The 17,957-nt window shown below is 39.5% G+C and carries 17 protein-coding genes; 10 read left to right on the forward strand and 7 right to left on the reverse strand.

The features are described 5' to 3' along the window. Window positions 1-13 precede the first annotated feature (13 nt). Entirely contained in the window at window positions 14-955 is a 942-nt protein-coding gene (locus M1R56_RS09170; RefSeq protein ID WP_248035911.1) for an alpha-L-glutamate ligase, read from the forward strand. Between the two features lie 227 nt (window positions 956-1,182). Here the strand turns inward: M1R56_RS09170 and M1R56_RS09175 are convergent, their stop codons facing one another. From M1R56_RS09175 to M1R56_RS09195, 5 genes are read right to left on the reverse strand one after another with little or no spacing between them, the layout of a single operon-like run. After that, window positions 1,183-2,046 carry a YihY/virulence factor BrkB family protein gene (locus tag M1R56_RS09175; RefSeq protein WP_248035912.1) on the reverse strand — a complete coding sequence of 288 codons (864 nt, stop codon included), beginning with the start codon at window positions 2,044-2,046 and terminating at the stop codon, window positions 1,183-1,185. Window positions 2,047-2,088: 42 nt separating this feature from the next. Next, window positions 2,089-4,143 (reverse strand): sodium:proton antiporter, encoded by a 2,055-nt coding sequence (locus M1R56_RS09180; RefSeq protein ID WP_248035913.1) that lies wholly within the window; start codon window positions 4,141-4,143, stop codon window positions 2,089-2,091. Window positions 4,144-4,154: 11 nt separating this feature from the next. Next, window positions 4,155-4,409, reverse strand: coding sequence for a hypothetical protein (locus M1R56_RS09185; RefSeq protein ID WP_248035915.1), 255 nt, complete (start codon window positions 4,407-4,409; stop codon window positions 4,155-4,157). Further along, a complete protein-coding gene (locus M1R56_RS09190; protein ID WP_248035917.1) occupies window positions 4,402-4,959 on the reverse strand; it encodes a class I SAM-dependent methyltransferase in 558 nt (185 codons plus the stop codon). The genes M1R56_RS09185 and M1R56_RS09190 overlap by 8 nt, the downstream gene beginning before the upstream one ends. Further along, the gene (locus M1R56_RS09195; protein WP_282434702.1) at window positions 4,943-5,890 is read right to left on the reverse strand and encodes a TIGR01212 family radical SAM protein; all 948 of its coding nucleotides are present in this window, start codon (window positions 5,888-5,890) and stop codon (window positions 4,943-4,945) included. The genes M1R56_RS09190 and M1R56_RS09195 overlap by 17 nt, the downstream gene beginning before the upstream one ends. A 200-nt stretch (window positions 5,891-6,090) precedes the next feature. On the opposite strand from M1R56_RS09195, the gene M1R56_RS09200 reads away from it, so the two are divergent. From M1R56_RS09200 to M1R56_RS09225, 6 genes are all read left to right on the forward strand, one after another. After that, complete coding sequence (locus M1R56_RS09200; protein WP_248035919.1) at window positions 6,091-8,277, forward strand: PTS transporter subunit IIBC; 2,187 nt, start codon at window positions 6,091-6,093, stop codon at window positions 8,275-8,277. A 51-nt stretch (window positions 8,278-8,328) separates the two neighbouring features. After that, entirely contained in the window at window positions 8,329-9,147 is an 819-nt protein-coding gene (locus M1R56_RS09205; RefSeq protein WP_248035921.1) for an endonuclease/exonuclease/phosphatase family protein, read from the forward strand. 149 nt (window positions 9,148-9,296) lie between these two features. Beyond that, window positions 9,297-10,022: a CppA family protein gene (locus tag M1R56_RS09210; protein ID WP_248035923.1), complete on the forward strand. Its 726-nt coding sequence runs from the start codon at window positions 9,297-9,299 to the stop codon at window positions 10,020-10,022. Then, a complete protein-coding gene (locus M1R56_RS09215) occupies window positions 10,019-10,951 on the forward strand; it encodes a serine hydrolase domain-containing protein (protein WP_248035925.1) in 933 nt (310 codons plus the stop codon). The genes M1R56_RS09210 and M1R56_RS09215 overlap by 4 nt, the downstream gene beginning before the upstream one ends. A gap of 9 nt (window positions 10,952-10,960) precedes the next feature. Beyond that, on the forward strand, window positions 10,961-11,872 hold the full coding sequence (locus tag M1R56_RS09220; protein ID WP_248035927.1) for a DMT family transporter: 912 nt from the start codon (window positions 10,961-10,963) through the stop codon (window positions 11,870-11,872). 270 nt (window positions 11,873-12,142) lie between these two features. Continuing rightward, the gene (locus tag M1R56_RS09225) at window positions 12,143-12,841 is read left to right on the forward strand and encodes a CPBP family intramembrane glutamic endopeptidase (protein ID WP_248035938.1); all 699 of its coding nucleotides are present in this window, start codon (window positions 12,143-12,145) and stop codon (window positions 12,839-12,841) included. A 109-nt stretch (window positions 12,842-12,950) separates the two neighbouring features. Here M1R56_RS09225 and M1R56_RS09230 read toward each other — a convergent pair whose 3' ends face one another. Further along, a complete protein-coding gene (locus tag M1R56_RS09230; RefSeq protein WP_049548189.1) occupies window positions 12,951-14,234 on the reverse strand; it encodes a solute carrier family 23 protein in 1,284 nt (427 codons plus the stop codon). Window positions 14,235-14,643: 409 nt separating this feature from the next. Further along, window positions 14,644-15,357 (reverse strand): 16S rRNA (guanine(527)-N(7))-methyltransferase RsmG, encoded by a 714-nt coding sequence (rsmG, locus tag M1R56_RS09235; protein WP_248035929.1) that lies wholly within the window; start codon window positions 15,355-15,357, stop codon window positions 14,644-14,646. Window positions 15,358-15,451: 94 nt separating this feature from the next. On the opposite strand from rsmG, the gene M1R56_RS09240 reads away from it, so the two are divergent. From M1R56_RS09240 to M1R56_RS09250, 3 genes are all read left to right on the forward strand, one after another. Beyond that, the gene (locus M1R56_RS09240; RefSeq protein ID WP_248035932.1) at window positions 15,452-16,012 is read left to right on the forward strand and encodes a LemA family protein; all 561 of its coding nucleotides are present in this window, start codon (window positions 15,452-15,454) and stop codon (window positions 16,010-16,012) included. A gap of 1 nt (window position 16,013) precedes the next feature. Further along, window positions 16,014-16,913 carry a zinc metalloprotease HtpX gene (gene htpX / locus M1R56_RS09245; RefSeq protein ID WP_248035933.1) on the forward strand — a complete coding sequence of 300 codons (900 nt, stop codon included), beginning with the start codon at window positions 16,014-16,016 and terminating at the stop codon, window positions 16,911-16,913. Between the two features lie 110 nt (window positions 16,914-17,023). Further along, window positions 17,024-17,620: a CPBP family intramembrane glutamic endopeptidase gene (locus M1R56_RS09250; protein WP_248035935.1), complete on the forward strand. Its 597-nt coding sequence runs from the start codon at window positions 17,024-17,026 to the stop codon at window positions 17,618-17,620. The last annotated feature ends 337 nt before the right edge of the window (window positions 17,621-17,957 follow it).

Here is a 17,957-nt window from a genome sequence, read left to right on the forward strand (position 1 = left end):
GAGATGATAAGTAATGAGTGAAGCAAAAGTTTATGTAATTCATGAGAATCTTGAATGGACCCAGCATTTGGTCAAATGGTTGGAAGAGTTAGAAGTTCCTTATGAACTGTGGGATTTGTCTAGTGGAATTTTGGATCTGCAAAGTCCACCGCCACAAGGTATCTTTTACAATCGTATGTCTGCGTCTTCTCACACCAGAGGACATCGCTATGCACCAGAATTTACAGAGCAGGTGATCACTTGGTTGGAGGCGCATGGGCGCAAGGTTGTGAATGGAACAGGTGCTATCAACCTTGAAATCAGTAAAGTCAAACAATATCTGAAGTTAAATGAGTCGGGCATTGAGACTCCTGCGACAGTTGCAGTTTTAGGTCAAGAAAATATCATTGAAGCAGCAAGAAAATTGAACATCTATCCTTTGATTACCAAGCACAATAGAGCAGGTAAGGGCTTAGGGGTTCAACTCTTCCAAAATGAAGAGGAACTGGAAGCTTATGTCAATAGTCCTCTCTTTGAACCATCAGTGGACGGGATTACCTTATTACAAGCCTACATCAAGCCAAGTGATGGACGCATCCGCCGTTCAGAGTTTATCAATCAGAAGTTCCTCTATACTGTCTCAATCGATTCTTCAGATGGTTTCCAACTGTGCCCAGCAGATGGTTGCCAAATCGGTAAGAGACCAGAGCAACTGGAAACGTCTGAGAAATTCCAGATTACAGAACCTCTACCAGATTCTCGAAGAGAAGCTTATGAGAACTTCCTTAAGAATGCTCAGATTGAAGTTGCGGCGATTGAATGGGTTCAGTCAGAGAGTGGTGACATTTATGTTTATGATGTAAATACCAACACAAACTACAATCCTACCGCAGAAAAGAATGCCAATATTTTCGCCCACCAGCATTTGGCTCAATATCTAAAAACAGAATTGCAAGCCCTAACGAATGGACAATAAAGTAGGAAATTCAAAAATCCCCCAGTATTAAATGACTGGGGGATTGATTTGTTTATACTCTTCGAAAATCTCTTCAAACCACGTCAGCTTCCATCTGCAACCTCAAAATAGTATTTTGAGCTGCCTTCGTCAGTTCTATCCACAACCTCAAAACGGTGTTTTGAGCAACCTGCGGCTCGCTTCCTAGTTTGCTCTTTGATTTTCATTGAGTATTAATCGATAAAAAATTATTGCTTTGCTTTAAAGTCTGGATCCTTAAGGCTTTGAACACTGGCATTGATCACTGCACCGATAATCAATATCTTGGCAATGATAATAAACCAGAACATCATGACAACAACGATGATGGAACTGAAAAATCGAACGTCGACTAGATAGTTAACATAATTGTTGAAATAAGCTGAAAAGATCGTTAATAGAGATATGAGAGTGACAAACACGAATAGACTTCCAGGAAGGACGTAACGAATACGACCGACTTTCACGTTTGGAAGGAAATAATAGAGCATGATCAAGATCGCAAACAGAAAGACATAAATCAGCGGTCCTGTAAAATCCTGTAAATATGCAAATAGAGAACTTTCGGATTTCCAGTAGTTTTTTAACAAATCCAATAACATATGACCAAACATACTTAGGAATAGGGCAATAGCAAAGAGAATTTGAAGTCCCAAACTAACTAGGAGACTCATCAGTTGGTGTGAGATAATTCCTCTATTTTTTGCAATTCCATAGGCTTTGTTAAAGGCTTTTTGAAGGAAATTCATGGATTTTGAAAATGTCCAAAGAGCAGATATCACCGCAAAACTCAATAGTCCAGCAGACGGTTGCGTCAGCACTTCACGAGCAATCTTTGCTACTACGTCATAGATTGTATCTGGTAAAAGTTCTTTTAAGGTTAGTAAAAAATTAGAGATTGGAATTTGAAAATAAGGCAAGATATTGACGGCTATCATAAGTAAAGGGAAGATTGAAATCAACCAATAGTAGGCAACGGCTACACTAGTCAACTCACTATCTGAGACTTGATAGTAATGCAAAAAAGCTTTTAACAGAGGTTTATCTGTTATTTTTCTCCATAGCTTTATCATTTATCAATCCTCCATTTTTTAATTGTTTATGTTATATAGCCATTAATTTCTGCGAACTAATTCCATCATATCATAAGGTAATGTGTTGGCTGATTCTTTTAGAGAATAGGTTTCTAGGTTGTTCACATTTTGTCTCAGTTTTTTAGCATACTTGGCTGAAATAAGTTTTTGTTTCTCGTATTCAAAGATAGACTTACGTTCTAGATAGTAGCCTCTCAACATTTCGTCGATATTATTGGGTTTGATACGATTGATAACCCGTTCCACAAAGGCACCACTGGTAATATGACTGGTTTCACGGAGACGCGATTCCTGCATGAAGCTGATCAGAGAACTCTTATAAATCCCTTTGAGGTTTTCTAAACTTTCGATGATGATTTCAGTGTTGGCTAGATAGAGCTCTGCAATCTGATCATAATCGATGGCAAGAAGTCTTTGGTTTTCCTTGTCTCTCCAAGAACGAAAGGTTTTTCCAAATGTGACCAACTCATGAAGGAGAAAGCGCACAATCCGAATAGAAACAAGGAAGTAGTAGGTTAGGCGAGAAGCAAAGTTTCGCTTAATATTTTTCTCCATGCTTTTCAAGTACCGTTGATAAACACGATAACCTCTTTCACCGATTTTGCCTTCTTCATAGGCCTGTTTCAAACCATCGCTCTCGATACTGAGAATCAAGAGTTTAAGAGCTTCCCAGTCTTCCTGGATTTCCTTATTTTCCTGGCTGAGGATGAGATTTTCAATCCGTCCATGATAGTTATCAATCGCAGCATAGAGGGGAACCTTGTTTTTAGTATGGTCCAGATCTCTCTCTAACTCCATGGCAACATCATTTAGGATAGCGATGTGCATGAGATGATCCTTAGATGGCTCTTGCTCTTCAGAAAGGTGTGGCAAGACCAATAATCCAGTAAGAAAACTGACCAGAGTTACACCAGCTACGAGAAAGAGAAGGAGCGGATATTCCTGCTCTAAGTTAGACGGTATCAAGAGGATGGTAGCAATAGAAACTGTTCCCTTAACTCCAGAAAATGTTAGAAGGAGCATATCTTTGACATACTTGTGGAGACTTTTTTGAAGTTTCTTAATCCGAAACGCGTAAAAACCGTAAATCATCACAAAGCGGATGGCAAAGAGTAGGAAGGTTAAAAGAAAGACTGTGACGAGAAGAAGCACATTGTTATAAAAAGCACTCTTCAGAATGGGCTCCGCAATCATCTCCAGTTCCATTCCTAACAGTACGAAGACAGAACCATTGAGCATAAAGGTTACAGTGTGCCAAACAGTCTCGGTCACTGTATCCACTTGAGCTTCGAGAAGATTTATCTTTTTAAAACGACTAGCTTTTAAAATACCAGCGACAACGACCGCGATAATTCCAGAAACATGAATTCCTTCAGCGATGAAGAAGGTTAGAAGTGGTAAACTAAGATCCAGCAAGAGTTCACTGGCTATATCAGTAGCTCGAACACTGAGTAGAAAAGTATGGAGGAAACGATTGATTAAGGCTGTTATAAAGCCGACTGCAAACCCTCCCATGATGGAAATAGCTAGGGAAATTCCTGCTTGAGCGATTGAAAAGGTTCCCGTTGTCCATGCGATGAGAGCAACACGAAAAGCAATTAGCCCAGAAGCGTCATTTAACAGGCCTTCCCCTTTTAAGATATTTGAAATTCGTTTTGGAAATGTAAATCGTTCAGAAAGGGAAGCAAAGGCAACGAGATCTGTAGGACCAAGTGCAGCCCCTACGGCTACGCAGGCAGCTAAAGGTAAGCTCACCCAAAGAACATGGGCAAGTCCTCCCATGCTCAATGTTGATACAAAGATAACAGGGAAAATCAGATAGAGAACGATTCTCCAGTGCTTTAGGATAGAGGTTACATCTGCTTCTTGAGCTTCACGAAAGAGTAGTGGACCAATGACTAAAGCTAGAAACAACTCAGTATCTAAGTGATATTGGTTGTTGGGTAAGCAAAGCCCAATTCCAATCCCTAATAAAATTTGAATCAGGGGCATGGGTAAAAAGGGAAGAAGTTTATTGGTCGTGCTAGAAACAATGAGAACAAGTAAAAATATCAAGAGATAAAAAAGTAAATCCATCTTCTACCTCCTTATTTTTGTTTTCGACAAGCTTCAAAAAGTTCCTTTTGTTCTTGGATTTTTTGATCAATCTTTGAGCAGTCCTTATGCTCGATTTTCTTCTGACAACGCTCCATTTCAAGTGAAATCATTTTCTTCTTGATTTTCAGCATCTTCTTGCTCATATGGGCTTCATCTAACATTCCAACTGCCCGTTCATGTTGGGTTGATTCGACAAAGTTGTGGCGAAGAGCTTCTATTTTGTCTCGTAGGTATTGTTTATCCATGTCGATACCTTTCTAATTTTTCAATCATGACTAAAAATGGTGGATTGTTGATCTGGTTGAGAGTGCGATAGATCGTAGCAGTATATTCTTGTTGTGGTAAGTGACTGACAAAATCCATGACTGCATCCCGTTCGATATCTCCGCCTTCATGCCCGTAATAAATCATGATGGCTATTCGTCCACCCTTAACCAGCATATGGCAAAGTTTATCCAGTGCATCAAGGGTTGTTTGAGGTTGGGTGATAATACTTTTATCAGCTGAAGGAAGATAACCAAGATTAAAGATGGCTGCCTTAACTTCCTTTACAAATTGATCTACGGTTTCATGACCTTGCAGGATTAATTCTGCATTGGTCAAACCAGCTTCTTGTAGACGTTGGCTAGTCTTTTCTAGAGCTTGTTCCTGTATATCAAAAGCGTAGACTTGTTTAGCTAACTTAGCTAGAAAAAGGGTATCGTGGCCATTTCCCATGGTCGCATCAACGACAATATCCTCTTGGGTGATGACTTGGGCAAGAAAATCATGTGCCATTTCAAGTGGTCTTTTCATTATCAAACTCCTGTTTTACAGCCTTACAACCTTGTACACTACCTCGACGTCTCATTTCAGCCTCAATGCTATTTAGAACTTCCCATTTATTGAGACTCCACATAGGACCAATCAACATATCCCTAGGCGCATCACCTGTAATCCGATGGATAACGATATGTTTGGGAATAATTTCTAGTTGGTCACAGATAACCTTGACATATTCATCCTGACTCATGAGCTGCAAACGACCTTCATGATAATCCCTTTGCATCCGAGTGTTGGTCATGAGGTGAAGTAGGTGAAGCTTAATCCCTTGGATATCATTGTCCCTTACACAACGCCGAACGTTTTCCACCATCATTTCATGAGTTTCACCTGGCAAACCATTAATCAAATGGGCAACAATCTCGATTTTAGGATATTTTCTCAAGCGCTTGACAGTCTCCACGTAGAGTTCATAGGAGTGGGCGCGGTTAATCAATTCTGAAGTTTCTTCATAAGTAGTTTGTAAGCCTAACTCTACGGTAACATGCATTCGCTCTGATAATTCTGCCAAGTATTCAATTGTTTCATCAGGAAGGCAATCTGGTCGAGTTCCAATATTGATGCCAACTACACCTGGTTCGTTGATTGCTTGTTCATAGCGCTCGCGAATGACTTCCAGTTTTTCATGAGTATTAGTAAAGTTTTGGAAATAGACTAGATATTTTTTTACATCTGGCCATTTACGGTGCATAAAGTCAATCTCCTTATAGAATTGCTCGCGGATAGGAGCATCAGGAGCAACGATTGCATCTCCAGAACCGGAAACCGTGCAAAAAGTACAGCCCCCATGTGCTACAGCTCCATCGCGATTGGGACAATCAAAGCCAGCATCAATAGGGACTTTAAAAGTTTTTTCTCCGAATAAATTTCGATAATAATCATTCAAGGTATTATAGGATTTCATAGCTAATATTATATCAGAAAAGACCGACAAACTCAAAAAAGGTCAGCAAGAGAAAGCATGCCTAGAAAGTGAAACGAAAGAAAAGTCAAATTTTTTTTATAAAAGCCTTTACAAAAAAATAAAAAGTGGTAAAATTAAAACATAAACACGCGCAAACGTTTTCGTAAAACGTTTGCCGAATAAATATAAAGGAGATTTGAATGATGAAAGATACATTCAAAAATGTCTTGTCTTTCGAATTTTGGCAGAAATTCGGTAAGGCTCTAATGGTGGTTATCGCTGTTATGCCAGCGGCTGGATTGATGATTTCAATCGGTAAGTCACTTGCAATGATTGACCCAAACCTTGCTCCCCTAGTTATTACTGGTGGCGTACTAGAGCAAATTGGTTGGGGGGTTATCGGTAACCTTCATATTTTGTTTGCCCTCGCTATTGGAGGAAGCTGGGCTAAAGAACGTGCTGGTGGTGCTTTTGCGGCAGGTCTTGCATTTATCCTTATTAACCGTATCACTGGTACAATCTTCGGTGTATCAGGGGATATGTTGAAGGATCCTAACGCTATGGTTTCAACAATCTTTGGTGGATCTATCAAGGTTTCTGATTACTTCATTAGCGTACTTGAGGCACCAGCTCTTAACATGGGGGTATTTGTAGGGATTATCTCAGGTTTTGTTGGAGCGACTGCTTTTAACAAATACTACAACTTCCGTAAACTTCCTGATGCCCTTTCATTCTTTAACGGGAAACGTTTTGTACCATTTGTAGTTATTCTTCGCTCAGCAATCGCTGCAATTCTTCTTTCAGCTTTCTGGCCACTGATTCAGACAGGTATCAACAACTTCGGTATCTGGATTGCCAACTCACAAGAAACTGCTCCAATCCTTGCACCATTCTTGTATGGTACTTTGGAACGCTTGCTCTTGCCATTTGGTCTTCACCACATGTTGACTATCCCAATGAACTACACAGCTCTTGGTGGTACTTATGACATTTTAACTGGTGCAGCTAAAGGTACTCAAGTATTTGGTCAAGACCCACTTTGGCTTGCATGGGTAACAGACCTTGTAAACCTTAAAGGTACTGATGCTAGTCAATACCAACACTTGTTAGATACAGTACATCCAGCTCGTTTCAAAGTTGGACAAATGATTGGTTCATTCGGTATTTTGATGGGTGTGGCTGTTGCTATTTACCGTAATGTTGAAGCAGACAAGAAACACCAATACAAAGGAATGATGATTGCGACAGCTCTTGCAACTTTCTTGACTGGTGTTACTGAGCCAATTGAATATATGTTCATGTTTGTTGCAACACCTATGTATCTTGTTTATTCAGTAGTTCAAGGTGCTGCCTTTGCTATGGCTGACGTGGTTAACCTGCGTATGCACTCATTCGGTTCTATCGAATTCTTGACTCGTACACCAATGGCGATCAATGCGGGTCTTGGTATGGATATTATTAACTTTATCTGGGTAACAGCGCTATTTGCAGTTATCATGTACTTCATCGCCAACTTCATGATTCAAAAATTCAACTATGCTACTCCAGGACGTAACGGAAACTACGAAACTGCTGAAGGTTCATCAGAATCTGCTGCTTCTGGTGAGTCAAAAGTTGCAGAAGCTTCTCAAGCTGTTAACATCATTAACCTTCTTGGTGGACGTGCTAACATCGTTGATGTGGACGCATGTATGACTCGCCTTCGTGTTACTGTAAAAGACGCTGGAAAAGTTGGAACAGAGGAACAATGGAAAGCTGAAGGAGCTATGGGACTTGTCATGAAAGGACAAGGTGTCCAAGCTATCTACGGACCTAAAGCTGACGTTTTGAAATCAGATATCCAAGACCTTCTTGACTCAGGTGAAGTGATTCCTGAAACTCTTCCAAGTCAAATAGCATCATCTTCTAAAAATGCTGTTGTATATAAAGGTGTAACTGAAGAAGTTTATTCAGTTGCTGACGGTCAAGTGGTTGCCTTGGAACAAGTAAAAGACCCAGTATTTGCTCAAAAAATGATGGGTGATGGATTTGCGGTGGAACCAGCAAACGGAAACATTGTATCTCCAGTATCAGGTACTGTATCAAGTATCTTCCCAACTAAACACGCTCTTGGTCTTGTGACTGAAGCAGGCCTTGAAGTACTTGTTCACATTGGTTTGGACACAGTAAGTCTTGAAGGAAAACCATTTACAGTTCATGTTGCTGAAGGACAAAAAGTTGCGGCAGGTGATCTTCTTGTCACAGCTGACTTGGATGCTATCCGTGCAGCAGGACGTGAAACTTCAACAGTAGTTGTCTTCACAAATGGTGATGCGATCAAATCAGTTAAATTAGAAAAAACAGGTTCTCTTGCTGCTAAAACAGCAGTTGCAAAAGTAGAATTGTAATATTTAGGAGGTTGGAAGCTGTTTCCAACCTCTTGTTTATAGGAGAAAAGCATGAAGTTTTTAACACTCAATACCCATAGTTGGATGGAAAAAGATCCTGAACAAAAGTTTCAACTTTTACTTCAAAATATACTTGAAAACAATTATGATTTGATTTGTTTTCAGGAAATTAACCAGGAAATTACTTCAGCGCAAGTAGAAGCTGGTGCACTTTATCAGCCATTACCATCTGCTGAGCCGATTCATCAAGACCACTATGTTCGTCTCTTGGTAGAGAAGTTAGCTGAGCAAGGTCAAAACTATTATTGGACTTGGGCCTACAACCATATCGGTTATGATCGCTATCATGAGGGTGTGGCAATCCTATCTAAAACACCAATTGAAGCGCGTGAAATTTTGGTTTCAGATGTAGATGATCCGACAGATTACCACACTCGCCGAGTTGCTCTAGCAGAAACAGTAGTTAAAGGTAAAGCACTTGCAGTTGCGAGTGTCCATCTCTCTTGGTGGGATAAAGGCTTCCAAGAGGAATGGGCGCGCTTTGAAGCGGTTCTGAAAGAACTAAACAAGCCACTCTTGCTAGCAGGTGATTTTAATAATCCTGCAGGCCAGGAAGGCTACCAAGCTATTTTAGCTAGTCCACTAAACTTACAAGATGCATTTGAAGCTGCAAAAGAAAGAAGTGGTAGCTACACCGTTCCACCTGAAATTGATGGTTGGAAGGGAAACAGCGAACCTCTTCGAATCGATTATATCTTTACGACAAAGGATATGCAGGTAGAAAACCTTCACGTGGTCTTTGATGGTAAAAACAGCCCACAGGTGAGCGACCATTATGGTCTCCAAGCAGAATTAGCTTGGAAAGACTAAATAAGGTATTTTAGTAAAAACAAACCAGTCCCCCTTCTATTAGCAGAAGGGGTTGATTTATTTAAGGAGTTAATATAGTTAAAGTTTTTTATTGAATAACTTGTAAAAAAAGATAAAATCCTTTAAAATAAAAAGTGTTGGAGGAATTTATGATTGTAAATCAAATAAAGCGTATGATCCCGACGCTAAAGGTAAATAATAGAAATCTAAATGAATCATTTTATATTGAGACTTTGGGGATGAAACCTTTGCTTGAAGAGTCAGCCTTCTTATCACTAGGAGACCAGTCAGGCATTGAAAAGTTAGTTTTAGAAGAGTCACCAAGTATGAGGAGCCGTAAGGTTGAAGGGATTAAAAAATTAGCTAGATTACTTGTAAAGGTAGAGAAGCCATCTGAGATTGAAGCACTACTAGCTAGAATGGAAGAAATCCCTCAACTCTATAAGGGAGCTAAGGGATATGCTTTTGAGCTTCTTTCTCCAGAAGGGGATTGTATTCTTATTCATGCTGAAGATGATATCAAGGATTTGAAAAAAGTTGAGGAAGAAGTCACTTTTGCAAAAGATGAGAAACTGAGATATTTGACAGCTTTTGAAATCTCGGTTGAAATCAACTTACCAGATGAGACATCAAGCCTACTTGAAAAAGAAGAAATCGAAAACCGACTAGCTTTTAATCAAGCTCAAGGAAGCGATTTACTGGTTGAAAATAATATAACTTGGGACTTGGCCATGCTAAAATTTCAAGTAGAGAACTTGGAACTTGCTGTATTGCGTCAACGTTTTGAAACTGCAGGTTACTTTATTCCAAAATCAGAGAAGTTTTTCCTCACTAAGGATACCAACAATATTGAATTGTGGTTTGAAGCAGTATGAAACAAAAAATCATTCAAAAAATAAAGCAACAAATTGAGGCGGGGATTTATCTTGGTGCCTCTTTTGCATATTATCAGGATGGCGTTTGGTCTGACTGGTATCTAGGAGAAGCAAATCCAGAAATTGGTGAGCAGACGCGTGAGGGCTTGGTCTATGATTTGGCAAGTGTCAGCAAGGTTGTTGGAGTAGGAACGGTCTTAACCTTCTTGTGGAAAGAAGGTAAGATTGAGCTTGATAACTCCATAAGAGACTATCTTCCAGAAGTAGATTATCCAGACATCACTGTTCGTCAACTCCTAACGCATGCGACAAATTTGGATCCTTTTATCCCCAATAGGGATCAGCTCTCAGCAGACCAGTTGAGGAACGCCATGTTTCATCTTAATAGACGAGAGAAGAGAGCCTTTCTTTATTCGGATGTGCACTTTCTCTTGCTAGGTTTTCTCTTGGAAAACTATTTTGAAAAGGACTTGGATCAGATTTTACAAGAGCAAGTTTTGGATCCTTGGGGAATGAAGGAAACTCAGTTTGGTCCAGTTAGCCGTGCTGTTCCAACGGTCCGTGGACAGAAAGCAGGAGTGGTCCATGATCCCAAGGCTCGTTTGCTTGGGAAACACGCAGGTAGTGCAGGTTTATTTTCAACTGTCAAGGATTTAAAGATTTTTCTGGAGCATTATTTGCAGGATGATTTTGCTGCAGACTTAAGTCAGAATTTTTCGGATCTGAGTGATAAAGAACGCTCATTGGCCTGGAATCTTGAAGGTGATTGGCTGGACCATACAGGCTATACTGGGACCTTTATCATGTGGAATCGTAAGAAACAAGAGGCGGTAATCTTTTTATCTAACAGAACCTATGAAAAAGATGAGCGTGCCCAGTGGATATTGGACCGTAATCAGGTTATGGACTTGATTCGAGAGGCAGACTAGGGAGGAAGTATGTCAAAAGCTTTAAAAGGAACTCTTTATACAGTCATTGCAGGTATTGCCTGGGGCTTATCGGGAACCAGTGGTCAGTACTTGATGGTTCACGGGATTTCAGCTCTCGTTCTGACCAATATCCGTTTGATAATCGCTGGATTACTCTTGGTTCTTCTGGCCTATACTAAATCAAGGGATAAATTTATGGCTTTTCTGAAGGATAAATCAAGCCTGTTTTCTCTCTTGCTATTTTCTTTATTTGGTCTTTTTCTAAATCAATTAGCTTATCTATCAGCTATTCAGGAGACAAATGCTGGGACAGCGACAGTACTTCAGTATGTCTGTCCAGTTGGAATCCTTGCTTACACTTGTATCAAGGATAAGGTGGCTCCGACGCTTTCAGAAATCATCTCTATGTTTTTAGCTATAGGTGGGACCTTTCTTATTGCAACACATGGGCAATTGGATCAACTCTCGATGACTCCAGCTGGTCTATTTTGGGGTTTGTTCTCGGCCCTAACCTATGCTCTTTATATCATTTTACCCATAAAATTGATTCAAAAATGGGGGAGCATTTTGGTTATTGGTGTTGGAATGATCATCTCTGGTATACTAGCAGTGCCTTTTACAGGGCTTATCGGGGCTAGCATTCCCTTATCTTTTGATACCATTCTAGCTTTTGCCGGCATCATTCTGATTGGAACAGTCTTTGCCTATACAGCCTTCCTCAAGGGAGCCAGTATGATAGGACCAGTCAAGTCTAGCCTTTTGGCTTCGATTGAGCCTATCTCGGCAGTATTTTTTGCCTTCATGATTATGGGAGATATTTTCTATCCGATAGATTTTATTGGAATGGCTATGATTTTATTAGCTGTAACAATTATTTCATTGCAGGATTTAATGCTTGAAAAGAAACATCACTCCGTTTAATGGATTAAAACAGTCTTTGATAAGGCTGTTTTTTAATCTTCCAGCAAGTTGGTTCATATAATTTTTTTATAATCAATCCATATTATAGTATATTGAATCTAGAACAGTACACTACAACTGCTAAAAATATTTCTAGAAATTAGTTTGAATTTCCTAATCTCTCTGTTCATATCTTATTTCAATCCACTATATTAAAGATAAGGAGGGAATATGAAGTTTCTACAAAGTATTCATCCTGCTAGACCTTGAAAATACTTAAAATAGTTTGATATCTTAATCGTTACTGTTCTAATGTTTGGAGAGTTTATCATTCGTTCTCCCCAACAATTTATGGGGAGTTTGTCGCCTTTAACTCTTACTAGCGTCGCAGAGACTACGACAAATGTAGCAAGTGATGGGGCAGCCTATTCTAGTAATTTCAATTTTCAATTGATGATGTTAGGGATTACCTTCCTTTATCTTGTGATTCGAAATTATGATTTTAAACAGCTTCCTATACGTTGGAGCTGGTCTGTTTTAATTTGGGTTCCCCTTATCTTTGCTGTAGTTGGGATATTCGGTGATATCATTACAACCCTTAGTGGTGAGTATAATTATTTCAATCCTCAACTAATTCCTTTTATAGCCCCTATGGAAATCATTCGAAAATTCATAGCCTTAACACCAATGGCTATTTGCTATGCTTTACTAAATGGTTTTTATGAAGAATTTTTCTTCTTAGGCTTACTGACCTCAGTAAAAGAAAAGCACAAGTGGTTGGCTCTAGTCTACTCGATAATTATACGGATTTCTTTCCATACCTATCAAGGATTGCTTTGGGCCTTGGTGATTGGGCTTGTTTACGGTCTATTCTATTATTTCTTGTACAAGTATGTAGTCAAGAATTTACTGCCATTTTTTCTCATGCATGCTCTTGCTGATATGTTTGGTTCAAGTCTCTTGTATCTTTTGATTGCTTGGGCAAATTAAGAAATCAAACTTTTTGACAACAGTCCAATGAGTCACTGTATCAAAGTCTTCTTGTTCATAAAAACGAGGTCGGGATTTCGGTCCCGACCTCTTGTTGATTCTATATGGATTAGTCTTTGTTTTCGTATGGCAAGATCAAGTTTAGGATGATACCTGTCATAGCTGATAGGGCAGTACCTGAAAGGGTAACTGGACCAAGTTTAAGGATAGCTCCACCAAGTCCAAGCACCAACATAGCACTTGCGATGATAAGGTTACGCATTTGACCGAAGTCAACACGTTCTTTGATCAAGACTTTCAAACCGTTACTTGCGATAACCCCGTAAAGAAGGATAGACATACCACCAAGTACAGCGTTTGGAATTGTTGAAATCAAAGCAGTAAATTTACCAAGGAAGCTGAGGGCAATTGCGATAAAGGCAGCGTTACGGATAACTGAGACAGAAGCGATACGAGTCATACCGATAACCCCTGTATTTTCACCGTAAGTTGTATTGGCTGGTCCACCGAGGAAGGCAGAAACTGAAGTTGCGATACCATCACCAAGAAGAGTACGGTGTAGACCTGGTTCTTTCAAGAATTGGCGTCCACAGATTTGACCTAGAACGGTGTGGTCTCCGATATGTTCAGAAATCGTTACGATTGCGATTGGTAGGATGGCAATTGTTTCAGGACCGAAGTATAGGTCGTATTGTTTGAATGCACCACCTGTATTGAATGGTAGGTAGAAACCAGGGATTTCAAACCAGTTAGCTTCAAGAACAGGAGTGAAATCAACTAAGCCGAGAGCTAGGGCAAAGAGGTAACCACCGATAATGGCAAAAAGGAATGGGATGATTCGTAGGAAGCCTTTTCCTTTTGTATTGATAAAGGCAGCAATCAAGAAAGTAACAACGGCTACAAGAGCGTTTTTCCAGTTTCCGTCAGCTACAAGACCAGCGTTGGTAACAGCTGAACCTGCAAGTCCAAGACCGATAACGATGATCATAGGACCGATAATGATTGGAGGTAAGAGTTTGTCGATCCATTTTGTACCTGCAAAGCGAACACTTGCAGCAACAAGGACATAAACAAAACCAGTCAGGATAACCCCTGTCTGAGCAGCAGATACATCGCCCCCCATTTCTTTCATGGCAAGTGACATAGCTGTGATAAAGGCAAAAGAAGAACCCAGATAAACTGGAACTTTAAAGCCAGTAGAGATCATGTAAATGAGTGTTCCTACACCTGATGCAAAAAGGGCAACCGATACAGGCATTCCCAAGATCAAAGGTACCAAGATGGTTGCACCAAACATGGCAAATACGTGCTGGAAGCTAAGAAGAATTCCCTTTCCAGCTGAAGGACGTTGGTCAACGTCTAATAACAAATCAACAGTTGATTCCTGTTTCATATTAACCTCACTTTTGGGCATCAAAAAAGAGCCCATTATTTTATAGCAATAGGCTCCCAGAGTAAGACCTCTCTAAAACAAGAATCCTTCATCAAGTTTTAAAGAGTTTTATATAGATCTGCGCCTTCGTCACCTCACGGGATGACATTAAAAACCTTTGCTTAGGATAGTATAGCAGAAAAAAATGATTTTGTAAATCATTTTTTCCCGAGCCTTGAAATAAGAAAGCGAGGTATGATTTTGTAAATCATTTTTTCCCGAGCCTTGAAATGAGAGAGCGAGGCATGATTTTGTAAATCATTTTTTCCCAAGCTTTGAAATAAGAAAGCGAGGTATGATTTTGTAAATCATTTTTTCCCGAGCCTTGAAATAAGAAAGTGAGATGTGAGTTTGCAGATTTTTAATCTTTCTAAAGCGGACGTTTGTTAGGCATACCTGCTTTTCTGGGGTATTTATTTGGAGTTTCTTTTTTCTTCTCTACAATAGTAATGTAGCGAGGGTCTCCGTTAGGAAGTTTGTAACTGAGATTATCTTCAACCTTACTAAAGAGAAGGTTAAGGGCATTTTTAGCTTCAGTTAATTCCTCAGGTGCATTGCTAGCCTTAAGAGCTAGCAATGTTCCACCGACTTTCAGGTAGGGGATAGTCAACTCGGACAAGACCTGCATACGGGCAACTGCACGAGCTGTAACGATATCAAACTGAGCACGGAAGTTCTTATCTTGGGCGAAGTCTTCGGCACGTCCATGATAGAAGTGAACATTTTCTAAACCTAGTTCTTTGGCTAATAGATTCAGAAAGTTGATTCGTTTATTGAGAGAGTCAATAATGGTTACATCTAGTTGAGGATAGAGAATTTTCATGGGAAGGCTAGGAAAACCTGCTCCAGCACCGATGTCTAAGAGTTTAATAGGCTGGTTTTCAATCAATCCCTGTAAAATAGGAGCAATAGAATCATAGAAATGTTTGAGATAGACTTCTTCCTTTTCAGTAATAGCAGTCAGGTTGATCTTTTCATTCCATTCGACCAAAAGTTCAAAATAACGCTCAAATTGAACTTTTTGCTGGTCAGAAAGAATAATATTTTGTTCAGCTAGCAAGTTATAAAATGTTTCTGGTTTCATAGTAGTTTCCTTCTTTAGTATCATCTTATTTTACCACAAAAAGATAGAAATTTGATATACTGGTACTAATCTAAAAACAGAAAGGAGATATCAGATGAATTGGATTATTCTTGGAGTTCTTGCTCTTATTGGTATCTTTGTGATTATTACCTATAATGGATTGGTTAAAAATCGCATGCAAACTAAAGAGGCATGGAGTCAGATTGATGTTCAGTTGAAACGTCGTAACGATCTCTTGCCAAACTTGATTGAGACCGTGAAGGGATATGCAAAGTATGAAGGTTCAACGCTTGAAAAAGTTGCAGAACTCCGTAATCAAGTAGCCGCTGCAACCTCACCGGCAGAAGCTATGAGAGCTAGTGATGCCCTTTCACGCCAGGTTTCAGGAATTTTTGCCGTTGCAGAAAATTATCCAGACCTAAAAGCGAGTGGCAACTTTGCTAAATTGCAAGAGGAGTTGACCAATACTGAAAATAAAATCTCATACTCTCGCCAACTCTACAATAGTGTTGTGAGCAACTATAATGTTAAATTAGAAACATTCCCAAGTAACCTAGTTGCTGGACTCTTTGGTTTTAAAGTGGCTGATTTCCTTCAAACACCTGAAGAAGAAAAGGCAGTACCAAAGGTTGATTTTAGTGGTTTAGGTGACTAGGATGTTGTATGATCAAATCGCGAGTAATAAGCGAAGAACTTGGATTTTACTACTAGTATTCTTTTTACTTTTGGCTTTGGTTGGATATGCAGTTGGTTACCTCTTTATGCGGTCTGGTCTTGGTGGCTTAGTTATCGCTCTGATTATCGGCTTTATCTATGCCTTGTCCATGATTTTTCAATCAACAGAGATAGTCATGAGTATGAATGGTGCGCGTGAGGTGAATGAGCAGACTGCACCAACCCTCTATCATGTCGTGGAAGATATGGCTATGGTGGCGCAAATCCCTATGCCACGTGTCTTCATCATCGATGATGCCAGCTTAAATGCCTTTGCTACGGGTTCAAATCCCCAAAATGCAGCGGTAGCAGCAACGTCAGGACTCCTTGAGATTATGAATCGTGAAGAGTTAGAGGCGGTTATTGGTCATGAAGTCAGTCACATTCGTAACTATGATATTCGGATTTCTACTATCGCGGTTGCCCTTGCCAGTGCCATTACGCTTTTATCAAGTATGGCTGGACGCATGATGTGGTGGGGAGGTGCAGGCCGTGGTCGTAGAAGTGATGACCGTGATAGTGGTGGACTTGAAATTATTATGCTAGTCGTTTCTCTCCTAGCGATTGTTTTAGCTCCCTTAGCAGCAACCTTGGTACAACTAGCCATCTCTCGTCAGCGAGAATTTTTAGCAGATGCTTCCAGTGTAGAGTTGACTCGTAATCCTCAAGGTATGATCAATGCCCTTCGTAAGCTGGACAATAGTCAGCCTATGAGTCATCATGTGGATGATGCTAGTAGTGCACTTTACATCAACGATCCTCAAAAACGAGGTGGCTTACAAAAACTCTTCTATACCCATCCGCCAATCTCAGAACGTATTGAGCGTTTGCAACATATGTAAAAACATCCAGAGTTTTCCTCTGGATTTTTGCATCAACCACCTCACTTGTGACTTGTTCTCTCACAAAAAAGTAGTATAATATATGTAATTAAAAACTAGTGAGGTGAATCATGTATAAGCGTTGGATGACCTTTTTCTTGATTTTAATTTTCACGCCAATACATTTGAGTATAGCTGACAAAGTCATGCGGACAAATTCATTAGCCCTATCAATCATTTTTACACTTGTTGAGATTGCAATATTTTTTTATGTAGGAAGAAAGTATGACCTGTTTCACATTCGAAAAATCAGCCTAAAAGATATGTTGAAGTGGCTTCTCTCCTACGCCTTGCTTTTCTTATTTTATATGTTGGTCAATTTTTTAGGACCTACCCAATCAGACACTACTCAATCAATTCAAAGTTTATCACTTTCATTGCCTGTGCTCTTTCTAGATCTCTGCATTTTAGCACCTGTTACTGAAGAAATTTTTATGCGAGGACTGTTACAAGGGACAGTATTTAAGAATACATATATTGGATTGGTTGGCACATCGGTTCTCTTTGCTTATCTACATGGCCCCTATACGATTCCTAGTTTTATCACCTATTTAGGTATGGGTGTGGCATTTGGTATAAGGTATAAGACTTCCGACAATCTTTGGAATTCCATTCTTTTACATTTCCTCAATAATCTAGTTGCATTTTGCTTTATGTATTTTAGATAAGGCCAAATTAGAATACCTTAGTTTATAAATATAGGTAAAATTTTTTCCCTATAGAACTGTAACAATAGCTAGCCATGAGGTGTCTTGTAGAGTATGTAACAGAACCTTCTATAACAAGGCTCCTCAAAAACTCTTCTATACTAAACCCTTAATATCAGAACAAATTGAGCACATCCAACGAGTCTGGGCAAAAAGTCTTTAAAATCAAAAAACGCATCATATCAGGTGTTGAATGAACTGCACCCCAAAAGTTAGACAGAAAAAATCTAACTTTTGGGGTATTTTTATTATGAAATTAACTTATGATGATAAAGTTCAGATCTATGAACTTAGAAAA

This window comes from Streptococcus sp. oral taxon 431, assembly GCF_023115445.1.
Lineage (GTDB): Bacteria > Bacillota > Bacilli > Lactobacillales > Streptococcaceae > Streptococcus.

Bases quoted from the DNA above. Each gene is read 5' to 3' on its own strand.
- M1R56_RS09230 (WP_049548189.1), bottom strand. From the start codon at position 14,234: ATGAAACAGGAATCAACTGTTGATTTGTTATTAGACGTTGACCAACGT.
- M1R56_RS09185 (WP_248035915.1), bottom strand. From the start codon at position 4,409: ATGGATAAACAATACCTACGAGACAAAATAGAAGCTCTTCGCCACAAC.
- M1R56_RS09215 (WP_248035925.1), top strand. From the start codon at position 10,019: ATGAAACAAAAAATCATTCAAAAAATAAAGCAACAAATTGAGGCGGGG.
- M1R56_RS09170 (WP_248035911.1), top strand. From the start codon at position 14: ATGAGTGAAGCAAAAGTTTATGTAATTCATGAGAATCTTGAATGGACC.
- M1R56_RS09220 (WP_248035927.1), top strand. From the start codon at position 10,961: ATGTCAAAAGCTTTAAAAGGAACTCTTTATACAGTCATTGCAGGTATT.
- M1R56_RS09190 (WP_248035917.1), bottom strand. From the start codon at position 4,959: ATGAAAAGACCACTTGAAATGGCACATGATTTTCTTGCCCAAGTCATC.
- rsmG (WP_248035929.1), bottom strand. From the start codon at position 15,357: ATGAAACCAGAAACATTTTATAACTTGCTAGCTGAACAAAATATTATT.
- M1R56_RS09250 (WP_248035935.1), top strand. From the start codon at position 17,024: ATGTATAAGCGTTGGATGACCTTTTTCTTGATTTTAATTTTCACGCCA.
- M1R56_RS09175 (WP_248035912.1), bottom strand. From the start codon at position 2,046: ATGATAAAGCTATGGAGAAAAATAACAGATAAACCTCTGTTAAAAGCT.
- M1R56_RS09240 (WP_248035932.1), top strand. From the start codon at position 15,452: ATGAATTGGATTATTCTTGGAGTTCTTGCTCTTATTGGTATCTTTGTG.
- M1R56_RS09205 (WP_248035921.1), top strand. From the start codon at position 8,329: ATGAAGTTTTTAACACTCAATACCCATAGTTGGATGGAAAAAGATCCT.
- htpX (WP_248035933.1), top strand. From the start codon at position 16,014: ATGTTGTATGATCAAATCGCGAGTAATAAGCGAAGAACTTGGATTTTA.
- M1R56_RS09210 (WP_248035923.1), top strand. From the start codon at position 9,297: ATGATTGTAAATCAAATAAAGCGTATGATCCCGACGCTAAAGGTAAAT.
- M1R56_RS09195 (WP_282434702.1), bottom strand. From the start codon at position 5,890: ATGAAATCCTATAATACCTTGAATGATTATTATCGAAATTTATTCGGA.
- M1R56_RS09200 (WP_248035919.1), top strand. From the start codon at position 6,091: ATGATGAAAGATACATTCAAAAATGTCTTGTCTTTCGAATTTTGGCAG.
- M1R56_RS09180 (WP_248035913.1), bottom strand. From the start codon at position 4,143: ATGGATTTACTTTTTTATCTCTTGATATTTTTACTTGTTCTCATTGTT.